Below are 20775 nucleotides of genomic sequence, written 5' to 3'. Positions count from 1 at the left end.
ATTATCTACGCTCCGACCGATCGGGCCCCGCGGCATGAAAAATAATGACAAGCCGCGGGTTTCTCAGGGAGGAACGCATGAACGAGATCGTCGACCCCAAGGCCCTCTTCGAGAGCGGAGCCGCCTCGGGGACCTTCTTCGGCGCCTGCCCGCACGACTGCCCCGACACCTGCTCGATGCTCTTCGAGGTCAAGGACGGCGCGCTGCTCAGCGTGCGCGGTAATCCCGTTCATCCCATGACCCGCGGCGGTCTCTGCGTGAAGCTGAAAGACTACGAGAAGCGCCACTATCACCCGGATCGGCTGCTCTACCCGATGAAGCGGGTCGGCCCGAAAGGCTCGAAGCAGTTCGAGCGCATCACCTGGGACGAGGCGCTCGACACGATCGTCACCCGCTGGAAGGCGATCATCGACCAGCACGGCCCGCAGGCCATCGTTCCCTACAGCTATCTCGGCAACCAGGGCCTCGTGCACGGCCTGAACGGCGGCGACGCCTTCTTCAACCGGCTCGGCGCGACCGTCACCGAGCGGACCTTCTGCGGCGAGGGCTCCTGCACGGCCTGGCTGCTGACGGTCGGCCCGACCGCCGGGCTCGACCCCGAGAGCTACATCCACTCGAAGTACATCGTCATCTGGGCCTGCAACAGCGTCAGCACGAACCTGCATCACTGGGCCATCGTGAAGGACGCCCAAAAGAAGGGCGCGAAGGTCGTCGTCATCGACGCCTACGCCTCGCGCACCGCCAAGGGCGCCGACTGGCACATCTGCCCCAAGCCCGGCACGGACGGGGCGCTGGCCATGGCGCTCATCAATTCGATCATCGAGCAGGGCCTCGTCGACCAGGATTACGTCGACAGCCACACGGTCGGCTTCGAGGAGCTGAAGGAGCGGGCCGCCGCGCGCACGCCCGAGTGGGCCGAGGGCATCACCGGCGTCCCGGCCGCGGACATCCGCAAGCTCGCCTACGAGATGGCGACGGCCCAGCCGGTGGGCATCCGCATGGGCGTCGCGCTGGAGCGGCACTTCGGAGGCGGCCAGACCATCCGGGCGGTGACCTGCATCCCGGCGCTCACCGGCGCTTGGCGCCATGTCGGCGGCGGCGTCACCCAGTTCCCGGTCTGGGAGCATCCCTACAGGTTCGACGTGATGTGCCGTCCCGACCTGATCCCGGAAGGGACCCGCGTCATCTCGAACCTGCAGATCGGCCGCGCGCTAACCGGCGAGATGCCGCTCGATCCGCCCATTATGTCGATGATGTGCTGGAACTCGAACCCCGTCACGCAGGCGCCCGAGACGGACAAGATCGTCGAGGGGCTGATGCGCGAGGACCTGTTCATGGTCTCGGCCGAGCACTTCGTCTCGGACACCGCCTCCTACGCCGACATCCTGCTGCCGGCGGCGATGGGCGCGGAGATGGAGGACATGATCCTCTCCTGGGGGCACCTCTACCTGACCTACAACACCAAGTGCGCGGAGGCGCCCGGCGAGGCCATCCCGAACAACGAGATCTTCCGCCGCCTCGCCGCGAGGCTCGGTTTCGAGGAAGAGAACTTCAAGTGGACCGACTCGGAGTGCCTGGAGCACTACGTCGACTGGAACGCGCCCGCCTGCGAGGGCTACGATCTGGCCTACATGCGCGAGCACGGCTTCGCCCGTCTCAAGGTCGGCACGCCGGATGATCGGGCCCCGCATCGGGAGGGCAACTTCCCGACGCCGACCGGAAAATGCATGCTCAAGGTCGAGGGCGCGACGAACTTCGTCGCGCCGCCGTTCCGGCAGATGTACGAGGGCTTCCAGCCGGGCGAGGCGCTCGATCCGCTGCCCGACTACGTCGGTGCCTGCGAGTCGCACACCGCCGATCCGGAGCTGGCCAAGCGCTTCCCGCTCAACATCGTCTCGCCCAAGAGCCACTACTTCCTGAACTCCTGCTACGCGAACATGGAGGACAAGCAGAAGGGCCAGGGCGAGCAGTTCGTGATGATCAGCCCGCAGGACGCGGCGGCACGCGGCATCATCGACGGCGACCGCGTCCAGGTCGCGAATGGCCGTGGCGCCTTCAAGGGCGTGGCGCGGGTGACGGAGGACGTGCGGCACGGGGTCGTGGTCGCGACCCTCGGCTACTGGCGCCAGCTCAACGAGGGCACGGTCAACAGCATCTCCTCCGCGGCCTTCACCGACATGGGGCACGCGCCCTCGTTCTCGGACAACCTCGTCGAGGTCTCGCACGCGAACTGAGCGCGACGCCTGCCGAGGCGGGGGCGGCCGTATCCGTCGGGGCCGCTCCCGCCGTCGCCCTACTGGAGCGTCTTCACCTCGCACTGGGCGTAGTCGCCACTCGCCTTCACGTAGGCGTTGAGCTTCTGCACGTAGGCCTGGGCGAGCGGCTGGAAGGCCTGGAGCTGGAGGTTGTAGGCCTTCACGGCGTCGTTGTAGCTGTAGGCCTCCCAGCCGGGGCAGCCGCCCTTGGCGTCGAGGCAGGCGGGCTTCGCCGGCAAGGCTGGGCGCGCCGGCTTGCCCTCGACGGGCGGCGGCTCGGGCTTCACGCACTGCGCCGCTGCGGGCAGCGGGGCGAGCGACAGGATCAGCAGCAAAGCAGAGCGGCGCATGGACAGGGCCTCCCGAAGGTGCCCGGTTCTGCCGCCTCGCAGGCCGGCGCACAAGCGCGCCGCGCTACGCGGCCGGGACGGCGCGCGGCGGCGATCGAACGGGCATCGGACGCAGCAGGCTCGCGAGCGGCAGGAGCAGCCCGACGCCGAGCACCCACCAGGCCGGTCGGACCACCCCGGAGAAGTCGAGATTGGCCGAGAGCACGAGCGAGGCCGGCACGCCGCTCGCCAGGCCGTACCAGGCAGCCTCCAGAAGCGCTGTCGCCAGCGCCGTGCCGAGAGCGAGCGCGAGAAGCGGCAGCGGCCGGCTCGGTACGCCGAAGCGCTGCAGGATGCGCCAGCCCATCAGCAGCAGGAACAGCCCCGTCCAGAACACCGGGTCGGAGACGTCGATCTTCGACTGCAGGAAGTAGTGCAGCATCCCGAGCGCCGTGATCGTGTAGACGAGCCGGTGCAGCAGGCGCCAGCGCGGTCCCATCCGGCGCACGGCCTCGTCCGTCGAGGTCAGCCCGAGGGCGAGGAGGCCCAGCAGCGCCACGAAGCCGATCGTCAGGTAGAAGCGCAGCACGATCTCGGAGACGACCTTCGTCAGCACGAAGTTCTGGTCGACGATGTAGAGCGCGAGGTGGATCGCTGCGTAGGCGAGCGCCCCGAGCCCGAGCATCCGCCGCACCAGGATGAGCTTCGGCCAGTTCGCGACCCGCCGGAGCGGCGTGACGGCGAGGGAGGCAAGCAGGAACCGGATGGTCCACTCGCCGGTGCCGTGCAGCAGCGCGGTGATCGGCTTCGCCCCGAGCCGGTCGGCGGAGTAGGCCCCGGCGAGGTAGATTCCCGGCGCCAGGATCGCCAGGAACACCGCGAGCTTCAGCGGCGAGAGCCGGCCGGCGCGGTCGAGCCAGGGCAGGGGAAGCGTCCTCGGAACCATGCGCTCTCCAACGATCGCGGCCGCTCGCCGTTCGATGTCCCGACCGCATGCGGCACTTCGCCGGCGGCGGGCCGCCGGTTACGCCCCTCCAGCCGCGCGGATGTTCTCCTTTACCGGCCTCCGCTAGGGTCCGGCGTCGTCCGAGACAGAGAATCCGCGAGAGACATGGCCGTACCCGACACCGAGACCGCTCCGCCGGAGGACCGCGACGACACCGAGGCGCGGGCGCGCCACGCCGCCCTCTCGGCCTCGATCGCGGAGGCCGACGCCGCCTATCACGGCCACGACGATCCGATCATGACCGACGCCGAGTACGACCGGCTGCGGCGTGAACTGGAGGGGATCGAGGAACGCTTCCCCGATCTCGCCGGCACCGGCCCCGCGAGCGCCTCGGTCGGCGCCAAGCCCTCGGAGAGCTTCGGCAAGGTGCGCCACGCGGTGCCGATGCTCTCGCTCGGCAACGCCTTCGCCGACGCGGAGGTCGAAGAGTTCGTCGCCCGCGTCCGCCGCTTCCTGAACTGGCCGGAGGACAAGGAGCTCGCCTTCACCGCCGAGCCGAAGATCGACGGGCTGTCGCTGTCGCTGCGCTACGAGAACGGCGCGCTCGTCACGGCCGCCACCCGCGGCGACGGCACGGTCGGCGAGAACGTCACGGCCAACGCCCGCGAGGTCGGCGACATCCCGCAGCGTCTCGACGGCGACGACGTGCCCCCGGTCTGCGAGGTCCGCGGCGAGGTCTACCTGTCGCATGCGGATTTCGCCGCGATCAACGCCCGGCAGGAGGCGGCCGGCAAGCCGCTCTTCGCCAACCCGCGCAACGCCGCCGCAGGCTCCCTGCGCCAGCTCGACCCCTCCGTGACGGCCTCGCGCCCACTGCGATTCTTCGCCTACGCCTGGGGCGAGGTCGATCCCCCCTTCGAAGACCGGCAGTCGCAGGTGCTGGAGCGTTTCCGCCGCTGGGGCCTGCCGGTCAACGACCGCACCGTCGTCTGCGCGGACGCGGCGGCGATGCTCGCCCACTACCGCGCCATCGAGGCCGACCGGGCCGGGCTCGGCTACGACATCGACGGCGTCGTCTACAAGGTGGACGATCTCGGGCTCCAGAAGCGCCTCGGCTTCGTCTCCCGCAGCCCCCGCTGGGCGCTCGCCCACAAGTTCGCCGCCGAGACGGCAGTGACGGTGCTGGAAGCCATCGACATCAATGTCGGGCGCACCGGCTCCCTCAACCCGCTCGCGCGCCTGCGCCCGGTGACGGTCGGCGGCGTCGTCGTCTCGAACGCGACGCTCCACAACGAAGGCTACGTCCAGGGCGTCGGCGGCGACGGCGAGCCGATCCGCGAGGGCCGCGACATCCGCGTCGGCGACACCGTGACGGTGCAGCGGGCGGGCGACGTGATCCCGAAGGTGATGGACGTGGTGCTCGACAAGCGCCCGGCCGATTCAGCGCCTTACGCCTTTCCCGAGACCTGCCCCGCCTGCGGCAGCCGGGCGGTACGCGAGATCAACCCCCGCACCGGCCGTCTCGATGCGGTGCGCCGCTGCACCGGCGGCCTGATCTGCCCGGCCCAGAGCCTGGAGCGCCTGAAGCACTTCGTCTCCCGCAACGCCTTCGATCTCGAAGGCTTCGGCCAGACCTACATCGAGGTCCTGTTCGAGGCCGGGCTCGTAAAGCAGCCGGCGGACCTGTTCCGGCTGGAGTTCGAGCCGCTGAAGGCGGCGATCGTCGCCCGGCGTGAAGCGCTCTCGGCCGCCAAGCGCGCGGAGGGCGAGGCGGCGCCGAAGAAGGCCAAGAAGAAGGGCGAGGACGAGGACAAGGCGATCCGCAACCTCCTCGCCTCCGTCGAGGCGCGGCGGTACCTGCCGATGAACCGCTTCCTGTTCGCGCTCGGCATCCGCCACATCGGCGAATCGACCTCGAAGGCGCTGGCCAAGCGCTTTCGCGACATGCCGGCGCTGATGGCGGCGATCGAGGCGGCGGCCGCATCCGAGGGCGGCAAGGATTGGCTGGAGCTGTCCGGCATTCCGAGGATCGGCCCGACCACTCGCGACCGGCTCGTGGAGAGCGGCTTCCCGTCGGAGGAAGAAGCGGCCGGGGAAGGTGAGGCCGTCCGCGTTCGCCTGACGAGCGTCCAGCGCGAGAGCCTCGTCAACCACTACGGCAGCGCGGACGCCGCCCGAGAGGCCATCGCGCGAGCGGCGGCGCAGCGGCCGGGGGAGGGCTACCACCTCATCGCCGACGACAGCGAGGTCGGCCCCGTCGCCGCCGAGAACCTGATCGCCTTCTTCGCCGAGCCTCACAACCGGGAGGCCGTGGAGCGCCTGCTCGCCGAGGTCACGGTGGAGCCGATCGAGGCGGGCTCCTCCACGGCCGCCTTCGCGGGCAAGACGCTCGTCTTCACCGGCACGCTGGAGAAGATGACCCGCAACGAGGCCAAGGCCACCGCCGAGCGGCTCGGGGCGAAGGTCTCGGGCTCGGTCTCGGCCAAGACCGATCTCGTCATCGCGGGTCCCGGCGCCGGCTCGAAGCTCAAGGACGCCGAGCGCCACAAGGTGAAGGTCGTCACGGAAGACGAATGGCTGGCCCTCGTCGCCGACTCTTGAACGGCGAGTCCGCCGGCCATAGACCTGGGCGCGGGCGCGGCTCCTGCGCCCGGACGCGGGAAGCATGACGGTCCTCGCCCTCGACTTCGAGACGGCCAACGAGCGGCGCGACAGCGCCTGTGCGGTCGGCCTCGCCTGGATCGAGGGCGACCGGGTGGTGCGGCGGGAGTCCCGCCTGATCCGGCCGCCGGAGATGCGCTTCTCGCCGGGCAACATCCGCGTCCACGGCATCCTGCCGGCGGATGTGCGCGACGCCCCGACCTTTCCCGAGGCGATGGCCGAGTTCCTGCCGGACCTCGCGCAGGGGCTGATCCTCGCCCACAACGCCACCTTCGACATCGGCGTGCTGCGCGCATCGCTCGCCGCCTACGGGTTGCCGACCCCGGCGCTCGCCTATCTCTGCACCGTGCGGATCGCCCGGCAGGTCTTCCCGGACCCGGAGGGCTGCGGGCTCGGCAAGGTCGCCCGGCGCCTCGGCATCCGCTTCCAGCACCACGATGCCGGCGAGGATGCCTATGCCTGCGCCGAGATCGCGCTCGCCGCGGTCCGCGCGCTCGACGCCGGCAGCGTGCTCGGTCTCACCCACGCGCTGGCCATGCCGGCGACGGCCGTTCCGGCCGCGCCGCCGCCCTATGGCGCCCGGCCCGACGGGGTGACCGGCCGCGCCGTCGCCGCCGCCCGGGCGGCCCGTGGGTCCGCCGCGCCGAAAGAGATCGCCTTCACCATCCGCGGCAGCACCGGCAACCGCTACGCCGTCCGCTCGGAGCCGCGCGTGACGGGCCTCTACCTGCGCTGTTCCTGTCAGGCCGGCCGCAACGGCCGCCGCTGCCGGCACGTCGACGCGATCCTCGACGGCGACGTGACCGACCTGCTCTCGGACAACCACGCCGATGTCGAGCGGCTGCGCCGCCTGATCGAGGCGGCGCCCGACGGCCACCGCATCCTGCCCGAGCGGCTGCGCCGGGCGGCCTGATCCCGGGGTCGTTCCGGAGGGATCAGACCGAGCCCACCGTTCGCAGGCGCGCCCGCGGGTGGATCTCGGCCTGGCTCATCACCGGCGTCTCGCGGCGGAAGCGCTCGATGATCGAGCGTACGAAGGGCCGCGTCTGCTGCGAGGTCACGAGCACGGGCATCTCGCCCATCTTGGCGGCCGTCTCGAAGCGGTCGCGGACGGTGTTGACAAACTCGGTCAGCTTCGAGGGCTGCATGGCGAGGTAGCGCTCCTCGCGCTCGCCGACGATCGAGTCGAGGAAGGCCTGCTCCCAGGCCGGCGACATCGTGATGATCGGCAGCGTGCCGTCCATGCCCTGGTACTGCGCGCAGATCTGGCGGCCGAGGCGGGCACGCACGTGCTCGACGATGTCGCGGGGGTTCTTCACGGCACCCGCCACCTCGGCGATGCCCTCCACGATGGCGCCGAGGTCGCGGATCGAGACCCGCTCCGCCAGCAGGAACTGGAGCACCCGCTGCACGCCGGTGGTCGAGATCTGGCTCGGCACCACCTCCTTGAGGAGGTCGCCGTGCTCCTTCGGCAGCTCGCGGAGCAGCTTCTGTACCTCGACATGGTTGAGGAGCTCGGAGACGTGCGCCTTGATGATCTCGGTGAGGTGCGTCGAGACCACGGTCGCCGCATCCACCACGGTGTAGCCCTTGAGCTGCGCCTGATCGCGCAGCGACGCATCGATCCAGGTGGCGGGCAGCCCGAAGGTCGGCTCCAGCATGTGCTGGCCGGGAAGCTGCACCTGGCCCCCCATCGGGTCCATGGCCATGAACTGGCCGGGGAAGATCTGGCCCGTGCCGGCCTCGATCTCCTTCACCCGCACCACGTAGGCGTTGGCGTCGAGCTGCACGTTGTCGAGGATGCGCACGGAGGGCATCACGAAGCCGAGGTCGGCGGCGAGCTGGCGGCGGAGCGCCTTGATCTGCTCGGTGAGCCGGTCCTGGCCCTCGCCGTTGACGAGCGCGAGGAGCGCGTAGCCCATCTCGAGCTTGAGATCGTCGAGCTTGAGGAGGTCCGTGACGGTCTCCTCCTTCGGGGCCGCCGCGGCGCCCGGTGCAACCGGCGCGCCGTCCGCATCGAGCACGGGCGCCTCCTTGGCGGTCTTGGCGATGCGCCAGGCCGCGTAGCCGGAGCCCGCTCCAAGCAGCAGGAAGGGCAGCATCGGCATCCCGGGCAGGAGCGCGATCAGCACCATGACACCCGCCGACATGCCGAGCGCCTTCGGGTAGGCGGCGAGCTGTTTGCCGAGCGCCTTGTCGGCGGAGCCCTTCACGCCCGCCTTCGAGACGAGGATGCCGGCCGCCGTCGAGACGATCAGCGCCGGCACCTGCGAGGCGAGACCGTCGCCGATGGTGAGGAGCGTGTAGGTCTTGGCGGCGCCCGCGAACGGCATGCCCTGCTGGGCGACGCCGATGATGATGCCGCCGACCACGTTGATGAAGGTGATCAGGAGCGCCGCGATGGCATCGCCGCGCACGAACTTCGAGGCGCCGTCCATGGCGCCGAAGAAGGACGATTCCTCCTCGAGCGCCGAGCGCCGCGCCTTGGCCGTCTTCTCGTCGATGAGCCCCGCCGAGAGGTCGGCGTCGATCGCCATCTGCTTGCCGGGCATGGCGTCGAGGGTGAAGCGGGCCGCGACCTCGGCGATGCGGCCCGAGCCCTTCGTGATGACGACGAAGTTCACGATGATCAGGATCGCGAACACGATGATCCCGATGACGAAGTTGCCGCCCATCACGAAGTTGCCGAAGGCCTCGATGACGTGGCCGGCCGCCGCCGTGCCCTCGTGACCGTGGCCGAGGATGAGGCGGGTGGAGGCGAGGTTCAGCGCCAGCCGCAGCATCGTGGCGATGAGGAGCAGCGTCGGGAAGACCGTGAACTCGAGCGGATTGTCGATGAACAGGCCGGTCATCATGATGAGGACCGACATGATGATCGAGACCGCGAGCAGCAGGTCGAGCAGGATCGCCGGTAGCGGGAAGATGAGCACCGTGAGGATGCCCATGACCGCGGTCGCGAAGAACAGGTCCGAGCGCTTCGACAGCGCCTGAAGGCTGTCGCGGGTCGGCATCTGGAACGAGGAGAAGCTCGGGAACGCTCCGCCGACGCTCCGCCCGGTCGCCGTCTCAGCCATCTCGGGGCAGCATCCTCTCGCGCACGCGGCGCTCCGCGCGAGACGCGCGGCACCCGGCAAGATTTGCCGCCCGTACGGTTAGCGGAGGGTTAACGCGGGCCGGAACCAACCCCGTGCGCCTCGCTTGACCGAGAGCATCCGAAGAGGAGAGGGCCTTGGCCACACGCACCATCACCGCCCTGTTCGACGATTACGAGCGCGCCGCCGCCGCGGTCGACCGGCTCGAGGCGGAGGGCATTCCGCATGCCGACATCTCGATCGTCGCGAGGGACGATGCATCGACCTCCGAGCGCGCGGGCTCCGTCGAGCGGCCGGGCGGCGAGGCGGCGGACGGCGCCGGGGTCGGCGCCACGCTGGGCACGGTGATCGGAGGGGGCGCGGGACTGCTCGCCGGCCTCGGCGCCCTCGCCATTCCCGGAGTCGGGCCCGTGGTGGCGGCCGGCTGGCTCGTCGCCACGGTAACGGGCGCGGGACTCGGCGCGGCCGCCGGAGGGCTTCTCGGCGCGCTGACCGGAGCGGGCCTGAGCGAGGCGGAAGCGGAGGCCTATGCCGAGGGCGTGCGCCGGGGCGGCACCCTGGTTTCGGCCCGCGTCGAAGAGGATCGCGCCGACCGGGCGCTGGCGGTCCTCGACCGGCACGGCTCCATCGATCTCGACGAGCGCGCCGAGAACTGGCGTGCGACGGGATGGACCGGCGGGACGGCCACGGCCCGGCCGGCGACCGACGAGGTCGGATCGCAGGCCATCGGCGCGGCGGCCTCCACCACGACCGGCCTCGACACCGAGACCGGGACGACGCTGCTTCCCGGCGAGACGGTGACCCGCCGCTGAGGCTCAGACCATCTGCTTGCGCGCGAACAGGGCGGCGGCGAACAGCACGGCGCCGCCCGCCGCGATCAGGCTCGTCATGAGCAGGCGCCGGGGCTGCTGCGAGGACTCGGCGAGCACCGGGGTCACGACGAGGTTGAAGAACTCGACCTGACGGGCGGCCATGATGCGGGCGCGCTCGCTCGCGGCAAGCACCTTCGCATAGTATTTCTCCGCGTCCTTGCGCTCGTTGTCGAGCGCCTCGAACCGCGTCAGCGCGTCGGACAGGAGCCGCTTCTGCTCCGGATCGACGCTGGCCGAGGCCCGCTCGATGCGGGCGATGTTCTCGTCGATGTCCTTGATCTGTGCCTTGAGGTCGAGGATGCGGCGCGATTCCGGCCCGAGGTCGCGCTGCGACATCGTGAGATCGACGGCGAGCTTGATGCGGTTCGCGCGCAATTCGCCGACGACCTTGAGATTGGAATCATTGGTCTTCTGAGCGTCGAGCACGCCGTCGCGGTTGCGCAGGTCGCGCACGGCGAGGCGGATGCGCGTCATGCGGTCCTCGGCGAGCTTGAGCTCCCGGGTGCTCTCGGCGAGCGCATCGTTGCGGGCCGTGGTGCTCAGCGCGTTCACCATCCGCTCGGCCTCGGCGATGATGGCCTGGGTGATGGCGAGGGACTCGGCCGCATCGAAGGCGTTGACGGTGAGGGTGATGAAGCCCGAGCCCGCCTCCACCTCCGTCGTGACCCGGTTGCGCCAGTACTTGGCGAGGATCTCGATCGGCTCGCTGGCGTCGAAGCGGGACAGATAGTCGATGCTGCTGCGGCTGAAGATCTCCCGCAACGGAATCTTGGCCGAGACGGCCTCGATCATCGCGCGGCTGTGGATGTAGGCGTAGGTGATCAGCGTGTCCTGCGCCACCATGGCGTGGCTCGGAGAGCCCGCGTTGGTCCCGACCTGCTCGGGCGACGCCTTCTCCGAGGAGCCGAGGGCCGGACGCAGGGCGAAGCGCGCCTCGGTGACGTAGCGGTCGGAGGCGATCAGGCCGTAGTAGACCGCGCCGGCCAGCGCCGGGATCAGGAAGCACACGACGAAGAGCACCGGCACCCAGGGGTCGCTCTTCACGTGGCTCTGATAGGAGCGGATGCCCTTCTTGCGGTCCGCGAAACGGGAGACGCGGGCGATCTGGCGCAGGGATTCGGCCACCGCGGCCGAGCGGTCGGCCGTCGTCAGCGGCTGTCCCTGAGGATTGCGGATCTCGGCGTTCATCGATCCTGTCGTCCATCCTTCCCGCTCGGCGGGGAAGGCGCGCCGGCCCCGCGAGAGCCGCCTGACACGCGCTGGCGGCGAAACCGTGTCCTGATCCCGCGTCTCAGGCGTTCAGCCGCCGGTAGACCTCGATGGCGTCGTTCACGTCCTCGTAGATGATCGCGCGGCCGTTGAGGAGCACGACGCCCTGCGTGCACCAGGTGCGGATCGTCTCCATGTCGTGCGAGACCATGATGACGTCCGCGTTCTCGCGCCGGGCCGAGAACGCCTCGACGCAGCGCTTCTGGAAGCGCGAGTCGCCGACCGCCGTCACCTCGTCGATGAGGTAGCAGTCGAACGGGATCGCCATGCTCATGCCGAAGGCGAGGCGCTGGCCCATACCGGAGGAGTAGGTTCGGATCGGCACGTCGAGATAGCTGCCGAGCTCCGAGAAGTCCTCGACGAACTCAAGCACGCGCTTCGGGTTCTCGCCGTAGATGCGCGCCACGAAGATGACGTTGTCGCGGCCCGTCATCATCGGGTGGAATCCGCCGGCGAAGCCCAGCGGCCAGGACACGCGCAGGCCTCGCTTGATGCGGCCGCTCGTCGGCTCCTCGGTGCCGCCGATGAGCCGCATGGTCGTGGACTTGCCGGCGCCGTTGATCCCCAGGATGCCGTAGCTGATGCCCGGCTTCAGGGTGAGCGACACGCGTTCCAGGATTGTGCGGCGATGGCCGTCGGTGCGGTAGATCTTGGTGACGTTCTCGAACCGGATCACTGGCGGCGCTCCAGGGAGGATTGACCCGTTCGACGGCCTTGCCGCGGGAAAGCGGCGAATCTGAGGATGACGCGTACGGCCGCCCGTTGGGTTTCGGCAGTTCGCATTGCTTGACAAATTGCCGGCCGGCCCCGACTGCCCGATGTAACGGGATCGGCGGGGTGCGACGATCCCGCAAATCGTGGAGTGCGGCCGATGCAGGTGATCGATACGGCCATTCCGGCCGTGAAGCGGATCATCCCCACTCGCCACGGCGACGATCGGGGCTGGTTCTCGGAGGTCTACCGGGCGGACATGCTGGCGCGGGCCGGCTTCGAGATCGCCTTCGTGCAGGACAACCAGTCCCTCACGAAGCCCGCCGGCACCATCCGGGGCCTGCACTTCCAGATCGCCCCGGCCGCGCAGACGAAGCTCGTGCGGGTGATCTCCGGCGCCATCCTGGACGTCGCCGTCGACATCCGCCGCGCCTCGCCGACCTTCGGGCATCACGTCGCCTTGCGCCTCGACGCGGCCGGCGGCGAGCAGCTCCTCATCCCGGCGGGCTTCGCCCACGGCTTCTGCACCCTCGAGCCGGACACGATGGTCGCCTACAAGGTCGACGCCTACTACAGCCCCGCCCACGACCGCAGCATGCTCTGGAACGACCCCGAGATCGGGATCGCCTGGCCGCTCAAGCCCGAGGAGGCGCACCTGTCCGACAAGGACCGCCGGGCGCCGACCCTCGGCAATCAGCCGGACCTGTTCTAGAAGGCGCCCATCATTCCAGACAGGGAGCGCCCATGCGCATCATCGTGACGGGGGGCTGCGGGTTCATCGGATCCGCGCTGGTCCTGCATCTCGTGGAGGATCTTGGGCACGAGGTGACCACCCTCGATGCGCTGACCTATGCGGCCAACCCGATCTCGCTGCGCCCCCTCGAAGGCAACCCGCGCCACCGCTTCGTGCAGGCGGACATCTGCGACGCCCAGGCCGTCGAGGAGGCCTTCGCCGCCGCCCGGCCGCAGGCGGTGATGCATCTGGCCGCCGAGAGCCATGTCGACCGCTCGATCACCGGCCCCGGCGCCTTCATTCGCACCAACGTCGTCGGCACGCAGGTGATGCTGGAGGCGGCCCGCCGGCACTGGTCGTCCCTCGAGGGGGCTGAGCGTGAGGCCTTCCGCTTCCTCCACGTCTCCACGGACGAGGTCTACGGCTCGCTGCCGCCGGGCGGCTTCTTCACCGAGGCGAGCCGCTACGATCCGCGCTCGCCCTACTCGGCCTCGAAGGCCGGCTCCGACCATCTGGCGCGGGCTTGGCACGAGACCTACGGCCTGCCGGTGCTGGTGACGAACTGCTCGAACAACTACGGGCCGCGCCACTTCCCCGAGAAGCTAATCCCGCTGATGATCCTCAACGCGCTGGAGGGCAAGCCTCTGCCGGTCTACGGCGACGGCCTGAACGAGCGCGACTGGATCCATGTCGAGGACCACGCAAGCGGCCTCGTCGCGGTGCTGGAGCGGGGCCGGGTCGGCGAGACCTATCTGCTCGGCGGGCGCTCGGTGCGCAACAACCTCGCGGTGGTGAAGGCGCTCTGCGCGGCCTTTGACCGGCTGCGGCCCGAGCACGCTCCGCACGAGCGGCTCATCACCTTCGTCGCCGACCGGCCCGGCCACGACCGCCGCTACGCCATCGATCCGTCGAAAGCGGAGGCCGAGGTCGGCTACAGGCCGTCCCGGAGCTTCGAGCAGGCGCTCGAGGACACGGTGCGGTGGTATCTCGACAACGAGTCCTGGTGGCGGCCGATCCGCGAGGGCCGCTACAGTGGCGAGCGCCTCGGCCTCGGCTCGGCCAAGGCGGGCTGAGGCGGATGGACATCCTCGTCCTCGGCGGCGGCGGGCAGGTCGGCACGGAGTTGCGGGCGCTCGCCTGGCCCGAGAGCGTGCAGGTCCATGCCCCGGAGCGCGCCGCCCTCGACATCACCGACGAGGCGGCGGTCTCGGAGGCCATCGCCGGCAGGCCCTGGGCGGCAGTGATCAACGCAGCCGCCTACACCGCCGTCGACAAGGCGGAGAGCGAGGTCGGCGCGGCTTGGGCGCTGAACGCGCTCGCGCCCGCCCTCCTCGCCGCCGCGACGGCGAAGACCGGCATTCCCCTGGTCCACGTCTCGACGGACTACGTCTTCGACGGCTCGGGGGAGGGCGCCTACGCTTCCGACGCGCCGATCGCCCCGCAGAGCGTCTACGGCGCGAGCAAGGCGGCGGGCGAGATGGCGGTGCGGACGGCCAACCCCCGCCACGCCATCCTGCGCACTGCCTGGGTGGTGAGCCCGCACCGGGGCAACTTCGTCAAGACGATGCTGCGGCTGGCCAACGAGCGCGACCGCCTCAGCGTCGTCGACGATCAGCACGGCTGCCCGACCTCGGCCGCCGATCTTGCGGCGGCGCTGGCCGAGGTCGCGCTGCATCTCGCCCGCGATCCGGAGGCGCCGACCGGCACCTTCCACGCCGTCAACGGCGGCGAGACGACCTGGTGCGGCTTCGCCCGCGCCATCGTCGCCGGGGGCGCCAGGCGGGGCGGCCGCTCGGTGCCGGTCGACGGCATCCCGACGTCGGCCTACCCGACGCCGGCCCGGCGGCCGGCGAATTCCCGCCTCGATACCACGAGCCTGACGCAATCCTTCGCGATCAGCCTACGGCCGTGGCCGGAGGCGCTGGAGGACATCCTCGACCGTCTCCTGGGTCCGGTCCGGGACATGGGTCAGGTCGGTGGCGTCGGAGCGTAGGGTTCAGAGCATGAAGGGCATCATCCTGGCCGGCGGCTCCGGCACGCGGCTCCACCCGGCGACGCTGTCGATCAACAAGCAGCTCCTGCCGGTCTACGACAAGCCGATGATCTACTATCCGGTCTCGGTGCTGATGCTCGCCGGCATCCGCGAGATCCTGGTCATCTCGACGCCCGAGCACCTCGACAACTACCGCCGCCTGTTCGGCACCGGCGAGCAGTTCGGCCTCTCTTTCTCCTACGCGGTGCAGCCGAAGCCGGAGGGGCTGGCGCAGGCCTTCATCATCGGACGCGAGTTCGTGGGCTCGGACCCGGTGGCGCTGATCCTCGGCGACAACCTGTTCTTCGGCGCCGGCATGAGCGACCTCCTCGCCCGCGCCGTGTCGCGCAGGCAGGGCGCCACGGTCTTCGCCTACCACGTCGAGAATCCGCAGGCCTACGGCGTCGTCTCCCTCGACAAGGACGGGAGGGCGACGAAGATCGTCGAGAAGCCGAAGGAGCCCGAGTCGACCTGGGCGGTCACCGGCCTCTACTTCTACGACAACCGCGTCCTCGACATCGCCGCTGCGGTGAAGCCCTCGGCGCGCGGCGAGTTGGAGATCACCTCGGTCAACGAGGCCTATCTCCAGCAGGGCCAGCTGCATGTCGAGCGCATGAGCCGGGGCTACGCCTGGCTCGATACCGGCACCCATGACAGCCTGCTCGAGGCGTCCGAGTTCGTGCGCACCCTCCAGCACCGGCAGGGGCTTCAGGTCGCCTGCCTGGAGGAGATCGCCTTCGAGCAGGGCTTCATCGACCGCGCCCAGCTCGTCGCCCGCGGCGAGCTCTTCGCCAAGACCGCCTACGGGCAGAACCTGCTCCGGCTGGCGCGGGACGCCGTCTGAGCGCTGTCGCGCGAGAGCCACAGTGGGCGTTCGAGGCAACCTCGGCCGGAAACCGGCGGTTAACCATGTGGCTCCTATGCCCTAGAGCCTAAGGCCCCTTCGACAAGGGCCGAAGGCAACGGGAGACGGCCGCCTGACGATGCCGACACGCGCTCGCCCGCTCCGCGTCCTCCTCGCAACGCTCGCGACCGCGATCGGCCTCGCCTGCGCCCTGCCGGCCGGCGCGCAGGACGGCGAGCGCAACCGCAATGCCGCCGTCGCCATCGCCGCCGACGTGTCGAGCCAGGGCGGCGCGACGAAGCTGACCTTCACCCTGTCGAAGCCCGTCGAGGCGCGCGCCTTCGTGATGGAGCGGCCGGACCGGGTGGTCATCGACCTCGCCGAGGTGAACTTCCAGGTCGAGGCGGAGTCGGGCCGGCGGCGCGAGGGCCTGATCCAGTCCTTCCGCTACGGCCTGTTCGCGCCGGGCCGCTCGCGGGTCGTGGTCGACCTCGCGGGTCCTGCCACGGTGGCGCGCATCGAGACCGTGGCGCGTCCCCGCGACGGAGCGCACCTGCTGACGATCGAGTTGCAGCGCGCCGACCGCGAGGCGTTCCGCAAGGCCGCCGTCGCCAGCGACCCGGCGCCGGTTCCGCGCAAGGCGGAGAGCCCGGAGCCCGCCGATTCGCGCCCCCTCATCATGGTCGATGCCGGCCACGGCGGCACTGATCCCGGCGCCATCGCCAGCACGGGCGTGTTCGAGAAGGACATCGTCTTCGGCTTCGCCCAGGCGCTCGCGGCGCGGCTCGAGACAGGCGGCCGCTACCGGGTGCGCATGACTCGCGACCGGGACGTGTTCGTGCCGCTCGCCGAGCGCGTCCGCATCGCCCGCGAGGCCAAGGCCGACCTGTTCATCTCGATCCACGCGGATTCGATCTCGTCCGCCCCCCAGGTCCGCGGAGCGACGATCTACACGGGCTCCGAGAAGGCGACCGACGCCGAATCCGCCCGGCTCGCCGAGCGCGAGAACAAGGCCGACTCCGCCGCCGGAACCGACAGCGTGGCGCCGCCGACCGACGTCACCGACATCCTCCAGGAACTGATGCTGCGCGAGACCCGCGGCTTCTCCGCGGGCTTCGCCCGCAGCCTGATGGGCCAGATCGGCCCGGTGATGGAGATGAGCGCCAAGCCTCATCGCGAGGCGGGCTTCATGGTGCTGCGCTCGCCCGACGTGCCGAGCGTTCTGGTCGAGCTCGGCTACCTCTCGAGCAAGCGCGACCTCGACCTCCTCCAGTCGCAGCCCTGGCGGGAGAGCGTCACGGGCGCCATGGCCAAGGCCGTGGACCTGTTCTTCTCCAATCGCGCCACCCTCGGCCGCCCGGCCGGACCGCCGCGCAAGGCGGCGGCCATCGCCCCAGTTTCACCATAGAAGCGGTGTCGTTACGGGCCGATCAACGGACCTCGTTCGCGTTGCCGTGAGCCCCTCGGGGCAAGGCCGCTCGCGCCGTTCGAGGAAGCCCCCTGCCGGGATCGCGGACATGTCCGCATCAACCGACTGACGGACACCCGATGCGCCTCGTGCTTCGCTTCTTCGGCTTCCTGTTCAGCGCGGGCGCCGTGCTGTTCGTGCTCTTCGCGGCGGCCGGGGCGTTCTTCTACTGGAAGTACAGCCGGGATCTGCCCGACCACGCGGCGCTCGCCAACTACGAGCCGCCGGTGATGACCCGCGTCCACGCCTCTGACGGCTCGCTGCTCGCCGAGTACGCCCGCGAGCGGCGCCTCTACCTGCCGATCCAGGCGATGCCGAAGGTCGTCGTCGCAGCCTTCCTCTCGGCGGAGGACAAGAACTTCTACAAGCATGGCGGCATCGACCCCGAGGGCATCGTCCGTGCGATCCTCACCAACGCCAAGAGCGGCAAGAAGCAGGGTGCCTCGACCATCACGCAGCAGGTCGCCAAGAACTTCCTTCTGTCGAACGAGCAGACCTACGACCGCAAGATCAAGGAAGCGCTCATCGCGCTGCGCATCGAGGCGGCCTACTCGAAGGACAAGATCCTTGAGCTGTACCTCAACGAGATCTTCCTCGGCACCATCGTGCCGGGCCGCAACCTGCACGGCGTCGCGGCGGCGGCGCTCGACTATTTCGGCAAGTCCGTCCACGAGCTGACGATCAACGAGGCAGCCTATCTCGCCGCGCTGCCGAAAGGCCCGAACAACTACCACCCCTACCGCAAGACCCAGGCGGCGCTCGCCCGGCGCAACGAGATCATCGGCCTGATGGCCCAGAACGGCTACATCACCGCCGAGGAGGCCGAGGCCGCCAAGAAGCAGGGCCTCGGCGTCAACCCGCGCATCGCCTTCCCGAACGCGGCCAACGCCAACTACTTCACCGAGGAGGTCCGCCGCGAGATCTCCGAGCGCTACGGCGAGAAGAAGCTCTACGAGGGCGGCCTCTCGGTGCGCGCCACCATCGACCCGAAGATGCAGGCCTGGGCGCGCAAGGCGCTCGTCGACGGCCTGATCCGCTACGACCAGGCCCGCGGCTGGCGCGGAGCGCAGAGCAAGGTCGACCTCACCGGCCGCGACTGGGGCATGGCGGTGGCCGAGGTTCCCGCGCTCGGCGACGTCGCTCCCTGGCGCCTCGCCGTGGTGCTCTCCACCGCGGGCGGCGTCGCGCAGATCGGCCTCCAGCCCCGCCGCGAGGCCTCGGGCCAGGTCTCGAAGGATCGCGAGACCGGCACGATCCCGGCCGAGGGCCTGCGCTGGACCGGCCGCTCGGCGGCCGCGGCGCTCAGCCCCGGCGACGTGGTCTATGTCGAGGCCATCGACGGCGGCAAGGGCAGCTTCCGCCTGCGGCAGAAGCCCGAGATCTCCGGCGCCATCGTCGCCATGGACCCCTACACGGGCCGCGTGCACGCCATGGTCGGCGGCTTCTCCTTCGACGAGTCGGAATTCAACCGGGCGACGCAGGCGATGCGCCAGCCGGGCTCCTCCTTCAAGCCGCTCGTCTACTCGGCGGCGCTCGACAACGGCTACACCCCGTCCTCCATCGTGCAGGACTCGCCGATCACCATCGAGGCCGGGCCCGGCCAGGAGGCGTGGACGCCCTCGAACTACGACGGCAAGGCCGGCGGCCCACACACGCTCCGCTACGGCATCGAGCACTCGAAGAACCTGATGACGGTGCGGCTCGCCAAGGATGTCGGCATGCCGCTCATCGCCGAGTACGCTCGCCGTTTCGGGGTCTACGACGACATGCTGCCGGTGCTGCCGATGTCGCTCGGCGCCGGCGAGACCACCGTGATGCGCATGGTCGCCGCCTACTCGATGCTCGACAACGGCGGTCGCCGCATCCGGCCGACGCTGATCGACCGCATCCAGGACCGCACCGGCGAGACCATCTACCGGCACGACAACCGCAAGTGCATCGGCTGCGACGCGGAGAAGTGGTCGGGCCAGGACGAGCCGAAGCTCGTGGACGATTCCGAGCAGGTGCTCGATCCGCTCACCGCCTACCAGATGGTCTCGATCATGGAGGGCGTGGTCCAGCGCGGCACCGCCACCATCCTGAAGCAGGTCGGCAAGCCGCTGGCCGGCAAGACGGGCACCACGAACGACGCCAAGGACGCCTGGTTCGTGGGCTTCTCGCCGGATCTCGCCGTCGGCGTCTATCTCGGCTTCGACAAGCCGCGCTCGCTCGGCGACCGGGCGACCGGCGGCGGCCTCGCCGCGCCGATCGCCCTCGACTTCCTCAAGAACGCGCTGAAGGACAAGCCTCCGACCCCGTTCCGGGTGCCGCCGGGCATCAAGCTGATCCGCGTCAACGTCGCCTCCGGCATGCGTGCTGGTTCAGGCGAGGGCGGCGGCACGATCCTGGAGGCGTTCAAGCCCGGCACGGCGCCGCCCGACGCCTACGTCGCGCAGCCCTCCGCTCCGGCGGCGGTACCTGCCGACGCGGACCGGGCCGCCCAGGCCGGCGGCCTCTACTGAGACAGTGCCTCGCGGCGGGGGCCGACCCTCCGCCGCAGCCAGGCCAGCGCCGGCCTCTCCCACGCCAGATGGTAGACGAGGCCCGCGGCGACGCCGAGCCCGATGCAGAGCGCGAGGCTCGCGGGCCAGGAGCGCAGCGGCTCGACGCGCGCCGCGATCCGGGCCCCCAGTGACGCCAGCGGGTTGTGGACGAGGTAGATCGCGTAGGACGCATTCCCGAGCAGGATCGCCCAGGCCGGCACGCCGAGGCGGCCGTCGATCTCCAGCCTGACGGCACCCGCGACGCAGAGCGCCACCGCCGTGCCGAAGGCCATCCGCGCCGGCCCGGCGGGATCCACCGCGAAACCGAAGAAGGCGGCGATGCCGCCGAGCCCCGCCAGCAGGCAGGGGAGGGCAAGGCGTCCGGCTAGGCGCGGCACCGCCAGGGCGGCGAGCATTCCGGCCACGAACTCGGCGTTGATCGGCGCCAGGATGCTGAGCGGCGAGGGCGCCGCGTAGGAGGTCTCGAGCCCGAGGCCGATCCCGACGAGGATCGACGCGACCCAGAGCGCGATCAGGGCCGGGAAGGCGCGCCGTGCCAGGAAGAAGGCCAGGAACAGGACGTAGAACATCATCTCGTGCTCGAGCGTCCAGGCGGCGGCGAGCGCCGGCGGAGCGCCGGTCGGGACGAGCGTCAGCGAGGTGAGGAGGCTCCACTCCCGCGTCCGGGCGGAGAGGCCGGGGAGGGCGAGGTAGAGCCCGATGAGCGCCAGCGCGACCGGCAGATAGGGCACGTAGATGCGCGTGACGCGCTTCCAGGCGTAGGCCCGGGCGGCGGCGGCCCCCGGCGGATCGCCCCCGTGCGCGTGCAGGATGATGAACCCGCTGAGGACGAAGAAGAAATCGACGCCGAAGGTACCGCATTCGAGGATGCGGAAGACCGACTCGGGGATCGCGCCGGCGAAGTCGCGGGTGGCGATGGCGGAGTGGTAGACGACGATGGCAAGGGCGGCCGCCGCGCGCCCGGCCTGGAGGACGGTGAGGACCGGGCGCCGCTCCGGCCCGGTCGTGAGCGTCATGGCC

16 protein-coding genes are annotated in these 20775 nt (G+C 70.3%); 10 read left to right on the top strand and 6 right to left on the bottom strand.

Annotated features, from left to right (window positions below):
• Positions 1-77 precede the first annotated feature (77 nt).
• A complete protein-coding gene (locus MFF04_RS03670; protein ID WP_238274112.1) occupies positions 78-2234 on the top strand; it encodes a molybdopterin-containing oxidoreductase family protein in 2157 nt (718 codons plus the stop codon).
• Positions 2235-2293: 59 nt separating this feature from the next.
• On the opposite strand, the gene MFF04_RS03665 is transcribed toward MFF04_RS03670, so the two are convergent.
• Positions 2294-2605, bottom strand: a complete 312-nt coding sequence (locus tag MFF04_RS03665; RefSeq protein ID WP_238274111.1) for a hypothetical protein — start codon at positions 2603-2605, stop codon at positions 2294-2296.
• 64 nt (positions 2606-2669) lie between these two features.
• Positions 2670-3530 carry a protein-methionine-sulfoxide reductase heme-binding subunit MsrQ gene (gene msrQ, locus MFF04_RS03660; RefSeq protein ID WP_238274110.1) on the bottom strand — a complete coding sequence of 287 codons (861 nt, stop codon included), beginning with the start codon at positions 3528-3530 and terminating at the stop codon, positions 2670-2672.
• 165 nt (positions 3531-3695) lie between these two features.
• Between msrQ and ligA the strand changes: the two genes are divergently transcribed.
• Both ligA and MFF04_RS03650 read left to right on the top strand, forming a co-directional pair.
• Complete coding sequence (gene ligA / locus MFF04_RS03655; RefSeq protein WP_238274109.1) at positions 3696-6131, top strand: NAD-dependent DNA ligase LigA; 2436 nt, start codon at positions 3696-3698, stop codon at positions 6129-6131.
• 64 nt (positions 6132-6195) lie between these two features.
• The gene (locus tag MFF04_RS03650; protein ID WP_238274108.1) at positions 6196-7104 is read left to right on the top strand and encodes a 3'-5' exonuclease; all 909 of its coding nucleotides are present in this window, start codon (positions 6196-6198) and stop codon (positions 7102-7104) included.
• Positions 7105-7126: 22 nt separating this feature from the next.
• Here the strand turns inward: MFF04_RS03650 and flhA are convergent, their stop codons facing one another.
• Positions 7127-9265 carry a flagellar biosynthesis protein FlhA gene (gene flhA, locus MFF04_RS03645; RefSeq protein WP_238274107.1) on the bottom strand — a complete coding sequence of 713 codons (2139 nt, stop codon included), beginning with the start codon at positions 9263-9265 and terminating at the stop codon, positions 7127-7129.
• Positions 9266-9420: 155 nt separating this feature from the next.
• On the opposite strand from flhA, the gene MFF04_RS03640 reads away from it, so the two are divergent.
• Positions 9421-10095: a general stress protein gene (locus MFF04_RS03640; protein ID WP_238274106.1), complete on the top strand. Its 675-nt coding sequence runs from the start codon at positions 9421-9423 to the stop codon at positions 10093-10095.
• 3 nt (positions 10096-10098) lie between these two features.
• On the opposite strand, the gene MFF04_RS03635 is transcribed toward MFF04_RS03640, so the two are convergent.
• Together MFF04_RS03635 and MFF04_RS03630 are read right to left on the bottom strand one after the other, a co-directional pair.
• Complete coding sequence (locus tag MFF04_RS03635; protein WP_238274105.1) at positions 10099-11343, bottom strand: KpsE/RkpR family capsule polysaccharide export protein; 1245 nt, start codon at positions 11341-11343, stop codon at positions 10099-10101.
• Positions 11344-11446: 103 nt separating this feature from the next.
• Entirely contained in the window at positions 11447-12100 is a 654-nt protein-coding gene (locus MFF04_RS03630) for an ABC transporter ATP-binding protein (RefSeq protein ID WP_238274104.1), read from the bottom strand.
• A 195-nt stretch (positions 12101-12295) separates the two neighbouring features.
• Between MFF04_RS03630 and rfbC the strand changes: the two genes are divergently transcribed.
• The 6 genes from rfbC (at position 12296) to MFF04_RS03600 (ending at position 19713) form a co-directional block, all read left to right on the top strand.
• Positions 12296-12847 carry a dTDP-4-dehydrorhamnose 3,5-epimerase gene (gene rfbC, locus MFF04_RS03625; protein WP_238274103.1) on the top strand — a complete coding sequence of 184 codons (552 nt, stop codon included), beginning with the start codon at positions 12296-12298 and terminating at the stop codon, positions 12845-12847.
• A 32-nt stretch (positions 12848-12879) separates the two neighbouring features.
• Positions 12880-13941: a dTDP-glucose 4,6-dehydratase gene (rfbB, locus tag MFF04_RS03620; RefSeq protein ID WP_238274102.1), complete on the top strand. Its 1062-nt coding sequence runs from the start codon at positions 12880-12882 to the stop codon at positions 13939-13941.
• Between the two features lie 5 nt (positions 13942-13946).
• Positions 13947-14861, top strand: a complete 915-nt coding sequence (rfbD, locus tag MFF04_RS03615) for a dTDP-4-dehydrorhamnose reductase (RefSeq protein WP_238274101.1) — start codon at positions 13947-13949, stop codon at positions 14859-14861.
• 10 nt (positions 14862-14871) lie between these two features.
• Entirely contained in the window at positions 14872-15744 is an 873-nt protein-coding gene (gene rfbA, locus MFF04_RS03610) for a glucose-1-phosphate thymidylyltransferase RfbA (RefSeq protein ID WP_238274100.1), read from the top strand.
• A gap of 139 nt (positions 15745-15883) precedes the next feature.
• Entirely contained in the window at positions 15884-17152 is a 1269-nt protein-coding gene (locus MFF04_RS03605; protein ID WP_238274099.1) for an N-acetylmuramoyl-L-alanine amidase, read from the top strand.
• Between the two features lie 140 nt (positions 17153-17292).
• The gene (locus tag MFF04_RS03600) at positions 17293-19713 is read left to right on the top strand and encodes a penicillin-binding protein 1A (protein WP_238274098.1); all 2421 of its coding nucleotides are present in this window, start codon (positions 17293-17295) and stop codon (positions 19711-19713) included.
• Here the strand turns inward: MFF04_RS03600 and MFF04_RS03595 are convergent.
• Complete coding sequence (locus MFF04_RS03595; protein ID WP_238274097.1) at positions 19707-20771, bottom strand: acyltransferase family protein; 1065 nt, start codon at positions 20769-20771, stop codon at positions 19707-19709. The two genes, MFF04_RS03600 and MFF04_RS03595, sit on opposite strands and share 7 nt — an antisense overlap.
• Positions 20772-20775: the final 4 nt, after the last annotated feature.

This window comes from Methylobacterium jeotgali, assembly GCF_022179345.1.
GTDB lineage: Bacteria > Pseudomonadota > Alphaproteobacteria > Rhizobiales > Beijerinckiaceae > Methylobacterium > Methylobacterium jeotgali.
This window is presented reverse-complemented; position numbering and strand designations above follow the sequence as displayed.

Coding starts and splice junctions, on each gene's coding strand:
- MFF04_RS03670 (WP_238274112.1), top strand. CDS start 78: ATGAACGAGATCGTCGACCCCAAGGCCCTCTTCGAGAGCGGAGCCGCC.
- MFF04_RS03665 (WP_238274111.1), bottom strand. CDS start 2,605: ATGCGCCGCTCTGCTTTGCTGCTGATCCTGTCGCTCGCCCCGCTGCCC.
- msrQ (WP_238274110.1), bottom strand. CDS start 3,530: ATGGTTCCGAGGACGCTTCCCCTGCCCTGGCTCGACCGCGCCGGCCGG.
- ligA (WP_238274109.1), top strand. CDS start 3,696: ATGGCCGTACCCGACACCGAGACCGCTCCGCCGGAGGACCGCGACGAC.
- MFF04_RS03650 (WP_238274108.1), top strand. CDS start 6,196: ATGACGGTCCTCGCCCTCGACTTCGAGACGGCCAACGAGCGGCGCGAC.
- flhA (WP_238274107.1), bottom strand. CDS start 9,265: ATGGCTGAGACGGCGACCGGGCGGAGCGTCGGCGGAGCGTTCCCGAGC.
- MFF04_RS03635 (WP_238274105.1), bottom strand. CDS start 11,343: ATGAACGCCGAGATCCGCAATCCTCAGGGACAGCCGCTGACGACGGCC.
- rfbC (WP_238274103.1), top strand. CDS start 12,296: ATGCAGGTGATCGATACGGCCATTCCGGCCGTGAAGCGGATCATCCCC.
- rfbB (WP_238274102.1), top strand. CDS start 12,880: ATGCGCATCATCGTGACGGGGGGCTGCGGGTTCATCGGATCCGCGCTG.
- rfbD (WP_238274101.1), top strand. CDS start 13,947: ATGGACATCCTCGTCCTCGGCGGCGGCGGGCAGGTCGGCACGGAGTTG.
- rfbA (WP_238274100.1), top strand. CDS start 14,872: ATGAAGGGCATCATCCTGGCCGGCGGCTCCGGCACGCGGCTCCACCCG.
- MFF04_RS03605 (WP_238274099.1), top strand. CDS start 15,884: ATGCCGACACGCGCTCGCCCGCTCCGCGTCCTCCTCGCAACGCTCGCG.
- MFF04_RS03600 (WP_238274098.1), top strand. CDS start 17,293: ATGCGCCTCGTGCTTCGCTTCTTCGGCTTCCTGTTCAGCGCGGGCGCC.
- MFF04_RS03595 (WP_238274097.1), bottom strand. CDS start 20,771: ATGACGCTCACGACCGGGCCGGAGCGGCGCCCGGTCCTCACCGTCCTC.